Source organism: Microbispora sp. ZYX-F-249, from assembly GCF_039649665.1.
GTDB lineage: Bacteria > Actinomycetota > Actinomycetes > Streptosporangiales > Streptosporangiaceae > Microbispora > Microbispora maris.
In genome coordinates this window covers 1-15,754 of sequence record NZ_JBDJAW010000012.1, presented here as the reverse complement: position 1 = coordinate 15,754, position 15,754 = coordinate 1, and the positions used below count along the sequence as shown (strand labels likewise).

Genomic DNA, 15,754 nt, shown 5'->3' with positions numbered 1-15,754 from the left:
GGTCCTAGATGAGCCCGCGCTCCATGGCCACGACGACGGCGGCCGCCCTGCTGTCGACGCCGAGCTTGGCGAAGACGTGCTTGAGATGGGTCTTCACCGTCGTCTCGCTGATCAGCAGCGCCCTGGCGATCTCCTTGTTCGCCGAGCCCCGCGCCACCAGGCGCAGCACCTCCAGCTCGCGCGGGCTCGGCTCCTGCGCCGCGGGCCTGCTCATCAGCGCGGAGGCGACCGACGGGGCCAGGACGGCTCCGCCCGCGGCGGCCGTGCGCACCGCCCGGTGCAGTTCCTCACGCGGCGCGTCCTTCAGCAGGTAGCCCGCCACCCCGGCGGCCATGGCCCGGGCCACGTCGGCGTCCGTGTCGTAGGTGGTCAGCACGACCACCCTGATCTCCGGATGGTCCGCCCGGAGCCGCTCGATCGCCCCGACGCCGTCCAGGCCGGGCATGCGCAGATCCATCAGCACCACGTGCGGCCGCGCCCGCCTGGCCATGGCCAGCGCCTCGAACCCGTCGGACGCCTCCGCCACCACCTCGATGTCCGCCACGTGGTCGAACATCCCGCGCAGCCCGTCGCGGACCACCGGATGGTCATCGACGATCATCAGTTTGAGGGGATCCGCAGGCACAGCGCCGTCCCCTCTCCCGGTGCGGACTCCACGGTCAGCGTTCCCCCGACTCCGACGGCCCGCTCCCGCATGGCCGCCAGCCCGTACCCCGCGCCGGGCGCGTCCGGATCGAAACCCACCCCGTCGTCGAACACGTCCAGCGTCACCTCGTCGTCCATGTAGGTCAGCGTGATCGCGACCCTGCCCGCCCGGGCGTGCCTGGCCGCGTTCGCCAGCCCTTCCTGCGCCGCCCGCAGCAGCGTCGTCTGCACCTCGCCGGGCAGCGGCCGGGGCGTCCCCTCCACCGCCACGGCCGCCGCCACCCCCGACGTCCGCGACCACCGCGCGGCCACCTCCGCGAGCGCCGCCTCGGGACCCGCGCCGGCCAGGGGGCCCGGCCGCAGCGCGTCGACCGAGCGCCGCGCCTCCTGCAGGTTGTCGCGCGCCAGCTCCTTGGCCAGCGCGATCCTCTTCCGCACGGCGCTGAGGTCGGGCATCGCCTGCTCGGCCGCCTCCAGTTGGGTGACGATGCCGCTCAGCCCCTGGGCGAGGGTGTCGTGGATCTCCCTGGCCAGTCTCGCCCGCTCCTCCAGCACGCCGACCGTGCGGTTCTGGGCGCTCTGCCGGGACACGTAGTCGACGAACAGCCCGATCGCCACGACGAGGCCGGAACTGCCGACGAGCCGCCACAAGACGCCGGGCTCGTCGAGATAGCCCCTGGCGGCGAACGTGCTGAGGACCGTCGCCACCGCCCCCACGTACGACCAGGGGCTCGCCAGCATCAGGTACGGCTGGGGCATGAGCCCGAAGACGACCACGTCGAAGGACCGGTCCCGCATCACCAGCACGATGTAGAGCGCGCAGACGACCGCCAGGTGGAACGCCATCGGATTCGCCCGCCCGAGCAGACGCGGCCGCCTCGCCACGAAGAAGCCGTGCCAGCCGGCCATGAGCGCGACGATCGCCAGTGTCAGCGGGCCGGGGCCGGCGCCTTCCCCGGACGCGAGGACCAGCCCGAGTGCCAGGCAGGCGTAGTACAGCATGTGGAAGGCGCGCAGCCAGCGCGCCTCCCAGACGTTCACGTCCTCACTCCCATCGGAACAGCGCGGCGCCGGCGGCCGTGGCCGCCACGATTATCCCCGCCAGGACCAGCAGGGGGAAGATCGCGGCGGTGCCGGACCAGGCGTCCCCCAGGGCGTCCACGGCCGGGGTCAGGGGCAGGAAATCGCCGATCTGACGCAGCGAGCCGGGCAGGGCCTTCCTGGGCACGGCCGCGCCGGACAGGAAGATCATGGGGAACATGACCAGCATGCCGATCAGGCTCGCGCCCCTGGTGTTGCGCACGACGGCGGCGATCACGAAGCCCAGCGCGCAGACCATCACCGAGCAGAGCAGGAAGGCCGCGGCCAGCATGAGGACGTCGGCGGGGGCCTGCGCGCCGAACACCGTGATCGTCACGGCCACGAGCAGCACGGAGCCCGCCAGGGCCGCGGCGACCTGTGCCACCAGCTGGGCGCCGAGCAGCAGGACGGGAGAGATCGGCGTGGTGGCCAGCCGCTTGAGCACCTTGCGCTCGCGGTAGGAGGCCAGCAGGCCCGGCAGCGCCCCCATGCCGCCGATGGCGGCGATCATCGCGAGGTAGCCGGGGACCGCGCCGCTGTCGCCGCGTTTGAGCACCAGCAGCATGAGGGGGAAGGCCACCATGAAGAACAGCGAGGCGGGGTCGCGCGACAGCAGCCTGAGCTCGGCGGCCGTCAGAGCCGTGAACGCCTTCATCGATCCGCTCCTTCCAGGGCCATGTAGGCCTCTTCCAGTGAGGCCGTACCGGTCCGGGCGATGAGCTCGGCCGGGGTGCCCGTCGCCTCCACGCGGCCGCGGGCGAAGACGGCGACCCTGTCGCAGAGCGCCTCGATCTCGTCGAAGTAGTGGCTGACCAGCACCACGGTGGTGCCCGCCGTCCTCAGGTCGCCGATCAGCCGCCAGGTCTCCCGGCGCGCGATCGGGTCCAGGCCCGTGGTCAGCTCGTCGAGCACGACCACCTCGGGGTCGCCGACCATGGCGAGCGCGAGCATCAGCCGCTGCTTCTGCCCGCCCGACAGGTCGCCGAACGCCTTCCTCGCCAGCGGCCGCAGGCTCCAGCGGTCCATTACCCGCCGCCAGTCGGCCGCGTCGCGGTAGAGGGAGCCGAACATGCGCAGCGCCTCGGCCACCTTCATCCGCTCGGGCAGCGAGCTGTCCTGCAGCTGCACGCCCAGGCGCTGGGCCAGGGCCCGCCGCCTGCGTGCCGGATCCTCGCCGAGCACGCGGACGGTGCCCGCGTCGGCTCGCCTGAGCCCGATCAGGCACTCCACGGTCGTCGTCTTGCCGGCGCCGTTGTGGCCGACGATCCCGAACGTCTCACCGGCCCGGACCGCGAACGTCACCCCGTCCACGGCGTGGGTGCCCCCGTACGTCTTGCGGAGGTCTGTCACCTCGATGGCTTCCATGCTTCGAGGTTCCCGGCGGCGCCGCTCGCGCGGCATCACCCGACACGTCGCCCGGCATCCTCCGTTCGGAGGATGGCGGCACGTCGTCGCAGGTCAGGGGGTACTACGGGACAGGCCGGGGTACCAGCAGGGCATGGCCGGCCTTCCGGCGTACGCGCCGATGATGGCTCAGCTCGGGCGGCTGCCCGAGCCCGAGGGCGACTACGCGCACGAGATGAAGTGGGACGGGGTCCGCGCCCTCGGATACGTCGAGGACGGCACGCTGCGGCTGATCTCCCGCAACGGCAGGGACATCACCGCCGCCTACCCCGAACTCGCCGGTCTCGCCGATGCCACGGGCGGTCACGCGGCGGTGCTCGACGGGGAGATCGTCGCCTTCGACGAGCGGGGCAGGCCGTCCTTCGGGGCGCTGCAGCCGCGCATGCACCAGCGCAACCCGCTGAAGATCAGGCAGCTCGTGGTCACCACGCCCGTGACGTACCTGCTGTTCGACGTGCTGCACGTCGGCGCCGCCACCGTGATCGCGGTGCCCTACGCCGAGCGGCGCCGCCGCCTTGAGGACCTCGTCCACGCCGGGCGCCACTGGGCCGTCCCGCCCCACTACACCGACGGAGGCGAGCACGCGCTGGCCGACTCCCGGCGGATGGGGCTGGAGGGCGTGGTGGCCAAGCGCCTCGCCTCCCCCTACCGCCCCGGCCGCCGCTCCCCGGACTGGGTCAAGGTCAAGAACGTCCGTACGCAGGAGGTCGTCGTCGGCGGCTGGCGGGCCGGCGAGGGCCGCCGCGCGAACACCGTCGGCTCGCTGCTCGTGGGCGTGAACGACGACGGCGGGCGCCTGCGGTACGCCGGGAGCGTCGGCACCGGGTTCACCGACGAGGCGCTGCGGCGGCTCGGCGAGCGCCTGGCCCCGCTGCGGCGGGACACGCCCCCGTTCGAGGGGATCACCCGTGAGGAGGCCAGGGGCGGCCGGTGGGTGGACCCGGTGCTGGTCGGCGAGGTGCAGTTCGCCGAGTGGACCGGCGAGGGACGGCTGCGCCATCCCTCCTGGCGGGGCCTGCGCGACGACAAGGACCCCGGCGAGGTCGTCCGCGGGGAGGGATGACCGCGCTCTGTCACGCCGCGCCCCCGAGCCCGGCCGCCATGGCGAGACGCCGCGGATCAGGCTCCGTCCTCGGGCGTCCGGGCGGCGGCGAGCACGACGGCGCCGACGACCGCGACGAACAGGTTGGCGTAGATCTCATAGCCGGTCAGGAAGTCCAGGCGCGGGATGACCTGGCGGTTGAAGACGTTGAGTATCGCGCCCCAGAACGGCTGCACGGCCAGGTGGTCGATGATTCCGCTGATGCCCGCGGCGACCAGGAACGCCCCGGCGAGTCGGATGACGTTGCGCATGGCCACGACGCTAGGGACCGGCGGACCCCGGGGGGATCGGGTGTCGGCATGCTCCCGTCCGGCGAAGGTCTGCGGCGTGCGCCATGTGAGCCGTCCGAAGTCGGATGCCGCCCGACTTCGGTATGGTCTTCGCCGCACGGCCGTGAGGACGCCCTCCGCCGGGTCGTACGCTGCGGGGGTTATGGATCCCTCCGCCGCCCCCCGGCACCGGCGAAGCCGGCGCGACTGGCTCGTGGACTCGGCGATGTTCGTGCTCGCCGTCGCGTTCGGCTTCTACACGTCGGTGGAGCGTCTGCACGCCACGCCCCTGCCACCGGCGTGGCTGTTCCCCCTCGACCAGCTCGTGAGCATGCTCGGCTGCGCGGCGCTGTGGCTGCGCCGCAGGTGGCCGGTCGGGCTCGCGGTGACGCTCGTCGCCCTGTCGGCCGTCTTCGAGATGATCGCGGGCCCGATGCTGGCCGCGCTCTTCTCCGTCGCGGTGCACCGCCGCCCGCGGACCTCCGGGACGGTGTTCGCGCTCAGCCTCCTCGCCGCGGCCGTCTTCACCCGTCTGCGCCCCGATCCGGACATACCACCGCTCGCGATGCTGACGCTGGGCCTGGCCCTCCAGGGCGCTGCGGTCGGCTGGGGGCTGTTCGTCCACCACCGGCGCCGCCTCGTGCTGGCCCAGCGCGACCGCGTGGCCCGGTTGGAGACCGAGGCGAGGCTGCGGGCCGAGCAGGCGCAGCACCAGGTCCGCGAGGCCATCGCCCGGGAGATCCATGACGTGCTCGGCCATCGGCTGTCGCTGCTGAGCGTGCACGCGGGGGCGCTGGAGTTCAACCCCGGCGCCGACCCCGCCGACGTCGCCCGCGCCGCGCGGGTGATCAGGGAGAGCGCCCACCAGGCCCTGCAGGACCTGCGCGAGGTGATCGGCGTGCTGCGCGCCCCGGCCGGCGAGCCGTCCGCGCCGACCCGGCCCGGCCCGCCCTCCCTCGCCGACCTGGAGCGGCTCGTCGCGGAATCGGGGCAGGCGGGCATGCGGGTCGAGCTGTGCGACGACCTCGGCGCGCGCGAGTCGGTCCCGGACCGGACGGGCCACGCCGCCTACCGCGTCGTGCAGGAGGCGCTGACCAACGCCCGCAAGCACGCGCCGGGGGGCGCCGTCCGCCTGCGGCTGACCGGCGCGCCCGGCGAGGGCCTGACGGTCGAGGTGGTCAACGACGCCCCCGCCCCCGCCCCCGCCGCCGACGTCGTCGCACCGGACGCCGCCGGCGGGGGCCACGGCCTCGCCGGCCTGGCCGAGCGCGTCACCCTGGCAGGGGGACGGCTGGAGCACGGGCCCGTGCGCCGCGACGGCGACGGGGGCCGGGGTGGCTGGCGCGTGCGGGCCTGGCTACCGTGGCCTACATGATCACGCCGGAAGCCGCGCCGATCGGTGTGCTCATCGCCGACGACGACCCCCTGGTCCGGGCCGGTCTGGTGATGATGCTCGGCGGCGCTCCCGACATCCGCGTCCTCGCCCAGGCCGGGGACGGCGCCGAGGCGCTGGCCATGGCCGGGCGGGCGCGGCCGCACGTGGTGCTGATGGACATCCGGATGCCGGTCATGGACGGCCTGGCCGCCACCGAGGCGCTGCGCGCCCGCGACGGCGCGCCCGAGGTGATCGTGCTGACCACCTTCGACGCCGACGAGCACGTGCTGCGCGCCCTGCGCGCGGGCGCCGCCGGGTTCCTGCTCAAGGACACCCCGCCGGCCGAGATCGTCGACGCCATCCGCCGGGTGGCGGCCGGGCATCCGGTCCTGTCACCGGCGGTCACCCGGCGGCTCATCGCCCGGGTCGCCGAGGACGGTCAGGACCGGCGGCGGGCCCGGGCCGCGGAGCGCCTGGCACTGCTCAACGACCGGGAGCGGGAGGTCGCGGTGGCGGTCGGCCGGGGCGGCCCGAACGCCGAGATCGGCGCATCGCTGCATCTCAGCGTCCCCACCGTCAAGACACACGTGTCGAGCATCCTCGCCAAGCTCGGCCTCAACAACCGCGTCCAGATCGCCCTGCTCGTCCACGACGCCGGGCTGCTCGACGACACGACACAATGATCACTTGCGCCGAGATTCTGCCCGGCTCCCGCTACCGCCGTCACCTGCTGCTCCGCTACAGCGTCGTCCGGCGCGAACCCCAGGACCGAACTAGCCGACCCGGTACGGCTCGGCCGCGTCGGCGCGCAGCGTCAGGCCGTGGCCCGGCGCGTCCGCCGGGCGCACGGCGCCGCCCGTGGGATCGGCCGCGCCGTCGAACAGGTCGCCCTCGATGCGCACGTGGTCGTGGAACCACTCCATGTGGCGCAGGTTCGGGGTCGCCGCGGCGACCGGCGCGTGCAGGTTGGGCGCGCAGTGCGCCGACACCTCCAGCCCGTGCCCGGCGGCGATCGCGGCCGCGCCCGCCCAGCCCGTGTAGCCGCCGCAGCGGGTGGCGTCGATCTGCAGGCAGTCGACCGCGCCCGCCGCGCACATGCGGGTGAAGTAGACGAGGTCGCCGCCGTACTCGCCGGCCGCGACGTCGGCGTCGGCCCGCTCGCGCACCAGGCGCAGCCCGGCCAGGTCGTCGGAGGAGACCGGCTCCTCGAACCACCGCACGTCGTGGTCGCGCATCCGGCGCTCCATCCGCACGGCCTGTTTCGCGGTGTAACCGCCGTTGGCGTCCACGTACAGCTCCGCGGCCTCCCCGACGACGCGGCGGGCGAGGGCGACGCGGTGCAGGTCCCGGGCGGGCGCCGTGCCGGCGGACTCGCCTATTTTGATCTTGACGCGGGGGATGCCCTGCTCGTGCGCCCAGCGCGCGAGCTGCTCCGTCGTGACGTCGTCGTCGTACGTGGTGAACCCGCCCGAGCCGTACACGGGCACGGACGGCCTGGCCAGGCCGAACAGGCGGGCGAGCGGCACGTCCAGCAGCCGGGCCTTGAGGTCCCAGAGCGCGACGTCGACCGCGGAGATCGCGTAGCCGGCGACGCCCGTGCGGCCCGCGTTGCGCACGCGGCGGACCATCGCGGTCCACAGGCGCGGCACGTCCATCGGGTCGCCGCCCCGCACCACCGCCGCGAGCAGGTCCGTGACGACCGTCGCGGCGGCGGCCGGCGCGTAGGTCCAGCCGAGCCCGGCCGCCTCGCCCGCGTCGGCGCGGACCACCACCATCGTGGTCGCGTCCCAGCTCAGCGTGCCGTCGGCCTCCGGGCGGTCGGTCGGCACGCGGTACGCCGCCACGTGGAGGTCCCTGATCACAGGCGTGCCCCTACCCGGGCATGACCCTGCGACTCCGGCACGAAGGAAAGATTTTCCATGTGGTGAGTGTTCGGCTTCCCATTCCCCGGGCAGCGCGGCCTATATGACGGAAATCGCCTCCGAAGTACTCATCAGACGACTCGCCGACTGGGGTGTCGACACGGTCTTCGGGCTTCCCGGTGACGGCATCAACGGCATCATGGAAGGGCTGCGCCGCCAATCCGACCGTGTCCGGTTCGTGCTGGTGCACCACGAGGAGGCGGCCGCGTTCATGGCCGCCGCGCACGCGAAGGCCACCGGCCGCATCGGTGTGTGCCTGGCCACCTCGGGCCCCGGCGGCATCCACCTGCTCAACGGCCTGTACGACGCCAAGCTCGACCACCAGCCGGTGCTGGCCATCACGGGCATGCAGGAGACCAGCGTGCTGGGCACCGGCTACCAGCAGGAGGTCCACCTCGACCGGGTGTTCGAGGACGTGGCCGAGTACAACCTGGTGGTGGACAATCCCGCGCAGCTGCCCGGCGTGGTGGACATCGCGATCCGCACGGCATACGCCCGGCGCGGGGTCGCCCACCTGTGCCTGCCCAACGACGTCCAGGTGGCCCCCGCCGACGCCGACCCCTACCAGCACGTCGCCCCCGCGCGGCCCCCCGCGAGCGCCCCCGTCTACCTGTCCCCGCCCGGCGTGCCGCGGCAGGAGGATCTGCGGGCCGCCGCCGAGGTGCTGAACGCGGCCCGGCGGCCCGCGATCCTGGCCGGGGCCGGGGCCCTGCACGCCCGCGCGGAGGTGCTGGCGGTCGCCGAGACGCTGGGCGCTCCCGTGATCAAGACGCTGCCCGGCAAGGCGGTCATCCCCGACGACTCGCCGTACGCCGTGGGCGGGATCGGCCTGCTCGGCACCAAACCCGGCGAGGAACTGGTCGAGGACTGCGACACGCTGCTGATGGTCGGCACCAACTTCCCCTACACCAAGCACCTGCCCGAGCCCGGCAAGGTCCGCGTCGTGCAGCTCGACGCCGATCCCGCCCGCGCGGGCGTGCGCCTGCCGACCGAGGTGCCGATGGTCGGGGACGCCAAGGAGGGGCTCGCCGCGCTGCTGCCGCTGCTGAACCGCAACGAGGACCGGGCGCACCTGGAGAAGTACCAGGAGGCCATGGCCGCATGGCGGGACGACATGACCGCCCTGGAGAACCCCGGGCGCACCCCCGTCGCCCCGCAGTACCTGATCGGCTGCGTGGACCGGGCCGCCGCCGACGACGCCATCCTCACCTGCGACTCCGGCACGATCGCCACCTGGGCGGCCCGGCACTGGACGATCCGCGGCGACCGGGAGTTCTACCTGTCGGGCAACCTCGCCAGCATGGCGCCCGGCCTGCCGTACGCGATCGCGGCGCAGCTCGCCCACCCCGGCCGGCAGGTGATCGCGTTCATCGGCGACGGCGGGTTCGCGATGCTGATGGCCGAGTTCCTCACCGCGGCCCGGCTCGGCCTGCCGATCACGGTGGTGGTGAACAACAACGGCTCGCTCGGCCAGATCCTGTGGGAGCAGATGGTGCTGGGGTTCCCCGAGCACGGGGTCAGGTTCGGCGCGCCCACCTCCGACTTCTCCGCCTGGGCCCGCTCCTGCGGCGGGTACGGCCGCAAGGTCACCGACCCCGCCGAGGTGGACGAGGCCGTACGGCAGGCCCTCGCGCATCCGGGACCCGCGCTCGTGGACGTCGACGTCGACCCGAACGAGCCGCCCATGCCGGGCAAGGTCGCCCGCGACCAGGCGGTCAAGTTCGCCGAGGCGTTCCTCAAGGGGCAGCCGCACAAGGCGGCCATCGCGACGACGCTGTTCAAGGACAAGATCTCTCAACTGGGGCGGTGACGCCATGACCGGCCAGGTTCTCGTACCCACGCCCGTGACGGAGCGGCCGCGACGGCCGTACGTGCGGGTGCGCGACCTGGAGCGGGACCTCGCCGCCCGGGTGGACGGCGAGGTCAGGTTCGACCCCGGCAGCCGGGGCGCCTACTCCACCGACGGGTCGAACTACCGCCAGGTGCCGCTGGGCGTGGTGGTGCCGCGCACGGTGGACGCGGCGGCAGAGGCGATCGCCGTCTGCCGGGAGCACGGCGCGCCCGTCACCTCACGGGGCGGCGGGACGAGCCTGGCGGGTCAGACCTGCAACGCCGCCGTGGTGATCGACTGGTCCAAGTACTGCCATCGGCTGGTGTCGGTGGACGCCGCGGCGCGCACCTGCGTGGTCGAGCCCGGCATCGTGCTCGACGTGCTGAACCGGCTGCTGGCCGACACCGGCCTCATGTTCGGGCCGCGCCCGTCCACGCACTCCCAGTGCACGCTCGGCGGCATGATCGGCAACAACTCCTGCGGCTCGACCGCCCAGGCGTACGGCAAGACCGCCGACAACGTCTCACGGCTGGAGATCCTCACCTACGACGGCCAGCGCATGTGGGTGGGGCCGACCGGCGACGAGGAGTTCGGCCGGATCGCCGCCGAGGACGGCCCGCGGGGGCGGATCTACCGTGAGCTGCGGGCCATCGTGGACGAGCACGCCGGCGAGATCCGCCGCCGCTTCCCCGACATCCCCCGGCGGGTGTCGGGCTACAACCTCGACCAGCTCCTGCCCGAGGCCGGGTTCGACCTGGCCCGGGCGCTGGTCGGGTCCGAGGGCACGCTGGTCACCGTGCTGCGGGCCGAGCTGCGCCTGGTGCCCGCGCCCAAGGCCGAGTGCCTCGTGCTGCTCGGCTACCACGACATCGGCGTGGCCGCCGACGCCGTGCCGCGCATCGCGCGGTACGGCCCGCTCCAGCTGGAGGGGGTGGACGACAAGCTCGTGGACTTCGAGCGGCGCAAGCACATGCATCCCGACGCGCTCACGCGGCTGCCCGAGGGCGGCGGCTGGCTCATGGTCTCCTTCGGCGCCGGTTCGCAGAAGGAGGCGGACGCCAAGGCCCGCGATCTGCTGAAGGAGCTGAAGGGCAGCGAGCACGCGCCGCACATCTCCTTCATCGACGACGCGAAGATCGAAAAGAAGCTGTGGGAGGTCCGCGAGTCCGGGCTCGGCGCCACCGCCCGCGTGCCCGGGATGCGCGAGACGTGGGAGGGCTTCGAGGACTCGGCCGTCCCGCCCGACCGGCTCGGGGACTACCTGCGCGACCTGCGCCGCCTGTTCGAGGAGTTCGGCTACGGCGACGCCTCCCTGTACGGGCACTTCGGGCAGGGCTGCGTGCACACCCGCATCCCGTTCGACCTGGTGACCGCCGACGGGGTGGCGGCCTTCCGGGCCTTCCTCGAACGGGCCGCCGACCTCGTCATCTCGTACGGCGGCTCGCTGTCGGGCGAGCACGGTGACGGGCAGGCCAGGGGCGAGCTGCTGCCGAAGATGTTCGGCCCCGACGTCATGACCGCCTTCGAGCGGGTCAAGGCCGTCTTCGACCCCGGCGACCGGATGAACCCGGGCAAGATCGTCGCGCCGTACAAGCTGGACGAGAACCTGCGCCTCGGCCCCGAGTGGACACCCGCCGACCCGCCCGTCCACTTCGGCTATCCCGACGACGAGGGCAGCTTCCAGCGGGCCGTCATGCGGTGCGTGGGGGTCGGCCAATGCCGCGAGCACACCGGCGGGGTGATGTGCCCGTCCTACCGGGCCACCGGCGAGGAGGAGCACTCCACCCGCGGACGCTCCCGGCTGCTGTTCGAGATGCTGAACGGCCACGCCGACTCCGCGGTGCGGGACGGCTGGCGTTCCGCCGCCGTGCGCGACGCCCTCGACCTGTGCCTGGCCTGCAAGGGCTGCAGGCACGACTGTCCCATGCAGGTCGACATGGCGACGTACAAGGCCGAGTTCCTCGCCCAGCACTACGCCCGGCGGATCCGGCCGGCCGACCACTACGCGATGGGGTGGCTGCCGGTGTGGGCCCGCGTCGCCGCGCTCGCCCCCGGCGTCGTCAACGCGCTGGCGCACGCGCCCGTGCTGTCCGCGTTCGCCAAGCGCCTGGCGGGCCTCGAACCGGCCCGGCCGGTGCCGGACTTCGCGGCGGCCCGCTTCCGCGACTGGTACCGGGCGCGCGGACCCCGGGGAGGAGGCGAGCGCGGGACCGTGGTGCTGTGGCCGGACACCTTCACCGACAACTTCCATCCCCACGTCGGCCGCGCCGCCGTGGAGGTGCTGGAGTCGGCGGGCTACCGCGTGCTGATCCCGCCGGGCACGCTGTGCTGCGGGCTGACCTGGATCTCGACGGGCCAGCTCGGCGTGGCGCGGCGGGTGCTGCGGCGCACCGTGCGGACCCTCGCCCCGGCGCTGCGCCGCGGCATCCCGATCGTCGGGCTGGAGCCGAGCTGCACGGCGGTGTTCCGCGCCGACGCGCCCGAGCTGTTCGCGCACGACCGGGACTTCGCCCGGCTGCGCGAGCAGACCAGAACCCTCGCCGAACTGCTCGGCGAGACCGACGGCTGGGACCCGCCCCGGATCGACCGGGACGCCGTCGCCCAGCCGCACTGCCATCACCACTCGGTGCTCGGCTTCGACGCCGACCTGGCCCTGCTGTCCCGGGCCGGGGTGCGAGTGGAGGCGGTGGGCGGCTGCTGCGGCCTCGCCGGGAACTTCGGCTTCACCGCCGGTCACCTGGAGGTGTCGATGACCTGCGCCGAGCACGAGATCCTGCCGGCGATCCGGGCCGCCGGAGCCGGGACGCTCGTCCTCGCCGACGGCTTCAGCTGCCGCACCCAGATCGAGCAGGCGGGGGTGGGACGCCGGGCGGTCCACCTGGCGGAGCTGCTGGCGGCCGGGGTGCGCGGCACCCCGCTGGGCGACCTGCCCGAGTGCCGCATCGCGTGCAGGCCCGGCCCGGCGCGGGCCCTGGGGACGCGATGAGCGCCGAGACCGTGGAGGAGACCGACCTCGCGCTCGAGGAGGACGCGTGGTCGGTCGAGGACGCCTCCCTCGCCCTGGTGGAGATGACCCTCACCGCGGTGACGCGCGACGCCGGCCTGTCGGTCACCCAGTTGCGGGTGCTGCTCGCGGTCGACCGGCACGGCCCGCTGAACCTGAGCGGGCTCGCCGGCCTGCTGGGCATGTCGGTCTCGGCCACCGGCCGCCTCGTGGCCCGTCTGCACACGGCCGGACTGCTGACGCGACTGCTGTCCCCGCACAGCCGCCGTGAGGTCAGCATCGACGTCACCGAGACCGGCAGGCACTCGCTCGAACGCATCCGCGCGGCGCGGCGCGGGCAGATCGCGGCCGCGCTGCGCCGTCTGCCGCCGGACAGCCGCCGTACGCTCGCGCGGACGCTGCGCGAGCTCACCGCGGCGGCGTCGGACGACCCCGGCGCGGGCGGCCACGACTGACCACCGGGAGAGGAGTCCCGCATGCGTGCCCTCACCGTCGTTCCGCACCGCGCCCACTCGATGGCGCTGACCGAGGTTCCCGATCCCGAGCCCGGGCCGGGCGGCCTCCTCGTGGAGGGCGTGGCCGTAGGAGTCTGCGGAACGGACCGGGAGATCGTGGCCGGCGACTACGGCTGGGGCCCGCCGGGCCGGGAGCGGCTGGTCATCGGGCACGAGTCCCTGGGCCGCGTACGGCAGGCCCCGCCCGGCTCCGGCTTCGCGCCGGGCGACCTCGTGGTGGGCCTCGTGCGCCGGCCCGACCCCGTGCCGTGCGGTGCCTGCGCGCACGGGCAGTTCGACATGTGCCGCAACGGCCGCTACACGGAGCGGGGCATCAAGGAGCTCGACGGCTACGCGAGCGAGACGTGGTGCGTGGACGCGTCCTACGCGGTCCGGCTCGCCCCCGGCCTCGGCGAGTGCGGCGTGCTGCTCGAACCCGCGTCGGTGGTGGCCAAGGCGTGGGAGCAGGTCGACAAGGTGGGGGCGCGCTCCTGGTACGAGCCGCGTACGGCGCTGGTCACCGGCGCGGGCCCGATCGGCCTGCTCGCCGCGCTGCTCGGCGTGCAGCGCGGCCTGGCCGTGCACGTGCTCGACCGCGTCACCACGGGGCCCAAGCCGGCGCTCGTCGCGGATCTCGGCGCGGAATACCACACGGGCTGGGTGGAGGACGTGATGCGGTCGACCCGGCCGGACGTCGTCATCGAGGCCACCGGCGCCGCCGAGGTGGTGTTCGGCGCCATCGCCGCGGCCGGCCCGTACGGCATCGTCTGCCTGACCGGTGTCTCTCCCAGCGGGCGGCGGATCACGCTGGACGCCGGGACGCTCAACCGCGAGATGGTGCTGGAGAACGAGGTCGTGATCGGCACCGTCAACGCCAACCACGACCACTACTCCGCCGCGGCCGGCGCCCTCGCCCGGGCCGACTCCGGCTGGCTCGCCCGGCTGATCTCCCGGCGGGTGCCGCTGCACCGCTACTCCGAGGCCTTCGACCGCCGGGAGGACGACGTCAAGGTGGTGCTCACCCTCGGCTGAGAGAGGAGCTCTAGCGGTCGCGGTCGGCGGCCAGCCGGGCCAGGGCCTCCAGACCCGCCGCCGCCCCGGGCGCGAGCTCCGCCGACCGCAGCGCCTCCAGCGCCTCGGACAGCAGGTCGTCGATCCTCGCGAGGCTCCACGCCCGCCCGCCCGCCTCCTCCACCAGCCGCGCCGCCCGCGGCAGGTCGGTCTGCGCGAGGGGGCGGCGGTACAGCACGGCGAGCGCGCCGCCCGCCCGCGTTCCCGACGTCAGCGCGGCGACGACCGGCAGGGACTTCTTCCGGTTGCGCAGGTCGGAATGGACCGGTTTGCCGGTGACGGCCGGGTCGCCCCAGATGCCCAGCAGGTCGTCGACAAGCTGGAATGCCAGGCCCACGCGCTCGCCGAACACCCGCAGGGCGGCCACCTGCTCGGCGGTGGCGCCCCCGTGCAGCCCGCCGAGGGCGCACGCGCAGCCGAACAGGGCGCCCGTCTTGCCCTCCGCCATGCGCACGCACTCCCCCAGGCTCACGTCCGCGCGCTGCTCGAAGCCGAGGTCGGCGCTCTGGCCGTCCAGCAGCGACTGGACGCAGCGGGCCAGCGCCCGCGTGCTCTCGGCGGGCCTGCCGCCCCCGGCGAGCACGGTGAAGGCCAGCGCGAGCAGGGAGTCGCCGGCCAGGATCGCCTCCGGGCGGCCGAAGACGTTCCAGACCGTGGGGCGATGGCGGCGGACCGTGTCGCCGTCCATCACGTCGTCGTGGACCAGGGAGAAGTTGTGCACCAGCTCGACCGCGACGGCGGCGGGCAGCGCCGCGTCCGCGTCTCCCCCGGCGCCCTCCGCCGCCAGCAGCGTGAACGCGGGCCGCAGGACCTTGCCGCCGCTCGCCCGCGCCGGCCGCTCCCGCGCGTCCCACCATCCGAAGTGGTATCCCGCCACCCTGCGCATCGACGGAGGCAGGGTGCCGACCGCATGGCGCAGGGCGGGTTCCACCAGGTCACGCGTCCGGGCGAGCACGTCCTCCGCGGTCCGCACTCCCGCTGCCACCGGTTCCGTCACGCTCCCACCACCTCGGGCTCGAGTGGACCCACAGGCCGGCTGGACTTGTCGGCATACCCCGGCCGTCACCCCACGACACTTTCGTCCTCGATCTTGACTGCACCATGTCGTCAAGCCATCATCCTGCTGCTTCGAAACCAGCATTTTTCATACCAATGACCCGCCGAGGATACGTATGAAAATTATCGAGTGGAGCACCAGAGATTTGGCCGTACAGGATCGTTTGTCCTATTGGATCGACACCATGTCGCGGCTTGTGCGGGTGCGGTTGAGCACGGATGACCCCGCCCGCTTCGCGGGGTCGGCGCAGGCATTCGACCTCGGCGCGGTGCAGCTGTCGGTCATGGACCACCACATGTTGCAGGCGAGCCGGCCCGCGAAGCTCATCCGGCAGTCGGATCCGGAAGTTTTCCAGTTACACGTCATTCTCGAGGGCGGTGGCCGTATGACGCAGGCGGGCCGGGATGCCGTTTTCCACGCGGGACAACTGCTCCTCATCGATTCTTCCCGGCCGTTGCGGATGTGGCGGGGAGCCGACGGCGATCCGGCCAAGTCACTGA

15 protein-coding genes are annotated in these 15,754 nt (G+C 73.7%); 8 read left to right on the top strand and 7 right to left on the bottom strand.

Going from position 1 to position 15,754, the window contains the following annotated elements:
• Positions 1 to 4: 4 nt before the first annotated feature.
• Genes AAH991_RS16280 through AAH991_RS16265 form a run of 4 tightly spaced genes read right to left on the bottom strand, consistent with a single transcriptional unit; the run spans position 5 to position 3,090 of the window.
• Positions 5 to 601: a response regulator gene (locus tag AAH991_RS16280; protein ID WP_346226663.1), complete on the bottom strand. Its 597-nt coding sequence runs from the start codon at positions 599 to 601 to the stop codon at positions 5 to 7.
• A complete protein-coding gene (locus AAH991_RS16275; protein ID WP_346226662.1) occupies positions 601 to 1,686 on the bottom strand; it encodes a sensor histidine kinase in 1,086 nt (361 codons plus the stop codon). Before AAH991_RS16275 ends, AAH991_RS16280 begins: the two co-directional genes overlap by 1 nt.
• A 4-nt stretch (positions 1,687 to 1,690) precedes the next feature.
• Positions 1,691 to 2,380 carry an ABC transporter permease gene (locus tag AAH991_RS16270; RefSeq protein WP_346226661.1) on the bottom strand — a complete coding sequence of 230 codons (690 nt, stop codon included), beginning with the start codon at positions 2,378 to 2,380 and terminating at the stop codon, positions 1,691 to 1,693.
• A complete protein-coding gene (locus tag AAH991_RS16265; protein WP_346226660.1) occupies positions 2,377 to 3,090 on the bottom strand; it encodes an ABC transporter ATP-binding protein in 714 nt (237 codons plus the stop codon). The genes AAH991_RS16270 and AAH991_RS16265 overlap by 4 nt, the downstream gene beginning before the upstream one ends.
• A 133-nt stretch (positions 3,091 to 3,223) precedes the next feature.
• Here AAH991_RS16265 and ligD point away from each other — a divergent pair, with 133 nt between their 5' ends.
• Complete coding sequence (gene ligD / locus AAH991_RS16260) at positions 3,224 to 4,192, top strand: non-homologous end-joining DNA ligase (RefSeq protein WP_346226659.1); 969 nt, start codon at positions 3,224 to 3,226, stop codon at positions 4,190 to 4,192.
• Between the two features lie 56 nt (positions 4,193 to 4,248).
• Here ligD and AAH991_RS16255 read toward each other — a convergent pair whose 3' ends face one another.
• Complete coding sequence (locus tag AAH991_RS16255; RefSeq protein WP_346226658.1) at positions 4,249 to 4,482, bottom strand: hypothetical protein; 234 nt, start codon at positions 4,480 to 4,482, stop codon at positions 4,249 to 4,251.
• A gap of 181 nt (positions 4,483 to 4,663) precedes the next feature.
• Here AAH991_RS16255 and AAH991_RS16250 point away from each other — a divergent pair, with 181 nt between their 5' ends.
• Together AAH991_RS16250 and AAH991_RS16245 are read left to right on the top strand one after the other, a co-directional pair.
• Positions 4,664 to 5,875 carry a sensor histidine kinase gene (locus AAH991_RS16250; protein WP_346226657.1) on the top strand — a complete coding sequence of 404 codons (1,212 nt, stop codon included), beginning with the start codon at positions 4,664 to 4,666 and terminating at the stop codon, positions 5,873 to 5,875.
• Positions 5,872 to 6,558 carry a response regulator transcription factor gene (locus tag AAH991_RS16245; protein ID WP_346226656.1) on the top strand — a complete coding sequence of 229 codons (687 nt, stop codon included), beginning with the start codon at positions 5,872 to 5,874 and terminating at the stop codon, positions 6,556 to 6,558. Before AAH991_RS16250 ends, AAH991_RS16245 begins: the two co-directional genes overlap by 4 nt.
• 90 nt (positions 6,559 to 6,648) lie before the next feature.
• Here AAH991_RS16245 and AAH991_RS16240 read toward each other — a convergent pair whose 3' ends face one another.
• Positions 6,649 to 7,737 (bottom strand): enolase C-terminal domain-like protein, encoded by a 1,089-nt coding sequence (locus tag AAH991_RS16240; protein ID WP_346226655.1) that lies wholly within the window; start codon positions 7,735 to 7,737, stop codon positions 6,649 to 6,651.
• A 103-nt stretch (positions 7,738 to 7,840) separates the two neighbouring features.
• On the opposite strand from AAH991_RS16240, the gene AAH991_RS16235 reads away from it, so the two are divergent.
• The 4 genes from AAH991_RS16235 to AAH991_RS16220 are packed head-to-tail and all read left to right on the top strand — an operon-like array spanning position 7,841 to position 14,158.
• Positions 7,841 to 9,607, top strand: coding sequence for a thiamine pyrophosphate-dependent enzyme (locus AAH991_RS16235; protein ID WP_346226654.1), 1,767 nt, complete (start codon positions 7,841 to 7,843; stop codon positions 9,605 to 9,607).
• Positions 9,608 to 9,611: 4 nt separating this feature from the next.
• Positions 9,612 to 12,614, top strand: coding sequence for an FAD-binding and (Fe-S)-binding domain-containing protein (locus AAH991_RS16230; protein ID WP_346226653.1), 3,003 nt, complete (start codon positions 9,612 to 9,614; stop codon positions 12,612 to 12,614).
• Entirely contained in the window at positions 12,611 to 13,087 is a 477-nt protein-coding gene (locus tag AAH991_RS16225; protein WP_346226652.1) for a MarR family winged helix-turn-helix transcriptional regulator, read from the top strand. Before AAH991_RS16230 ends, AAH991_RS16225 begins: the two co-directional genes overlap by 4 nt.
• Before the next feature lie 21 nt (positions 13,088 to 13,108).
• Positions 13,109 to 14,158, top strand: coding sequence for a glucose 1-dehydrogenase (locus AAH991_RS16220; RefSeq protein WP_346226650.1), 1,050 nt, complete (start codon positions 13,109 to 13,111; stop codon positions 14,156 to 14,158).
• Positions 14,159 to 14,168: 10 nt separating this feature from the next.
• Here the strand turns inward: AAH991_RS16220 and AAH991_RS16215 are convergent, their stop codons facing one another.
• On the bottom strand, positions 14,169 to 15,194 hold the full coding sequence (locus AAH991_RS16215; RefSeq protein ID WP_346226649.1) for a family 2 encapsulin nanocompartment cargo protein polyprenyl transferase: 1,026 nt from the start codon (positions 15,192 to 15,194) through the stop codon (positions 14,169 to 14,171).
• A gap of 175 nt (positions 15,195 to 15,369) precedes the next feature.
• Between AAH991_RS16215 and AAH991_RS16210 the strand changes: the two genes are divergently transcribed.
• Positions 15,370 to 15,754: AraC-like ligand-binding domain-containing protein (locus tag AAH991_RS16210; RefSeq protein WP_507185146.1), on the top strand; the 385-nt coding region annotated here is incomplete at its 3' end.

What these genes read in the sequence shown, in the direction of transcription:
- AAH991_RS16280 (WP_346226663.1), bottom strand. Translation starts at nt 601, where the DNA reads ATGATCGTCGATGACCATCCGGTGGTCCGCGACGGGCTGCGCGGGATG.
- AAH991_RS16270 (WP_346226661.1), bottom strand. Translation starts at nt 2,380, where the DNA reads ATGAAGGCGTTCACGGCTCTGACGGCCGCCGAGCTCAGGCTGCTGTCG.
- AAH991_RS16265 (WP_346226660.1), bottom strand. Translation starts at nt 3,090, where the DNA reads ATGGAAGCCATCGAGGTGACAGACCTCCGCAAGACGTACGGGGGCACC.
- ligD (WP_346226659.1), top strand. Translation starts at nt 3,224, where the DNA reads ATGGCCGGCCTTCCGGCGTACGCGCCGATGATGGCTCAGCTCGGGCGG.
- AAH991_RS16255 (WP_346226658.1), bottom strand. Translation starts at nt 4,482, where the DNA reads ATGCGCAACGTCATCCGACTCGCCGGGGCGTTCCTGGTCGCCGCGGGC.
- AAH991_RS16250 (WP_346226657.1), top strand. Translation starts at nt 4,664, where the DNA reads ATGGATCCCTCCGCCGCCCCCCGGCACCGGCGAAGCCGGCGCGACTGG.
- AAH991_RS16245 (WP_346226656.1), top strand. Translation starts at nt 5,872, where the DNA reads ATGATCACGCCGGAAGCCGCGCCGATCGGTGTGCTCATCGCCGACGAC.
- AAH991_RS16235 (WP_346226654.1), top strand. Translation starts at nt 7,841, where the DNA reads ATGACGGAAATCGCCTCCGAAGTACTCATCAGACGACTCGCCGACTGG.
- AAH991_RS16230 (WP_346226653.1), top strand. Translation starts at nt 9,612, where the DNA reads ATGACCGGCCAGGTTCTCGTACCCACGCCCGTGACGGAGCGGCCGCGA.
- AAH991_RS16225 (WP_346226652.1), top strand. Translation starts at nt 12,611, where the DNA reads ATGAGCGCCGAGACCGTGGAGGAGACCGACCTCGCGCTCGAGGAGGAC.
- AAH991_RS16220 (WP_346226650.1), top strand. Translation starts at nt 13,109, where the DNA reads ATGCGTGCCCTCACCGTCGTTCCGCACCGCGCCCACTCGATGGCGCTG.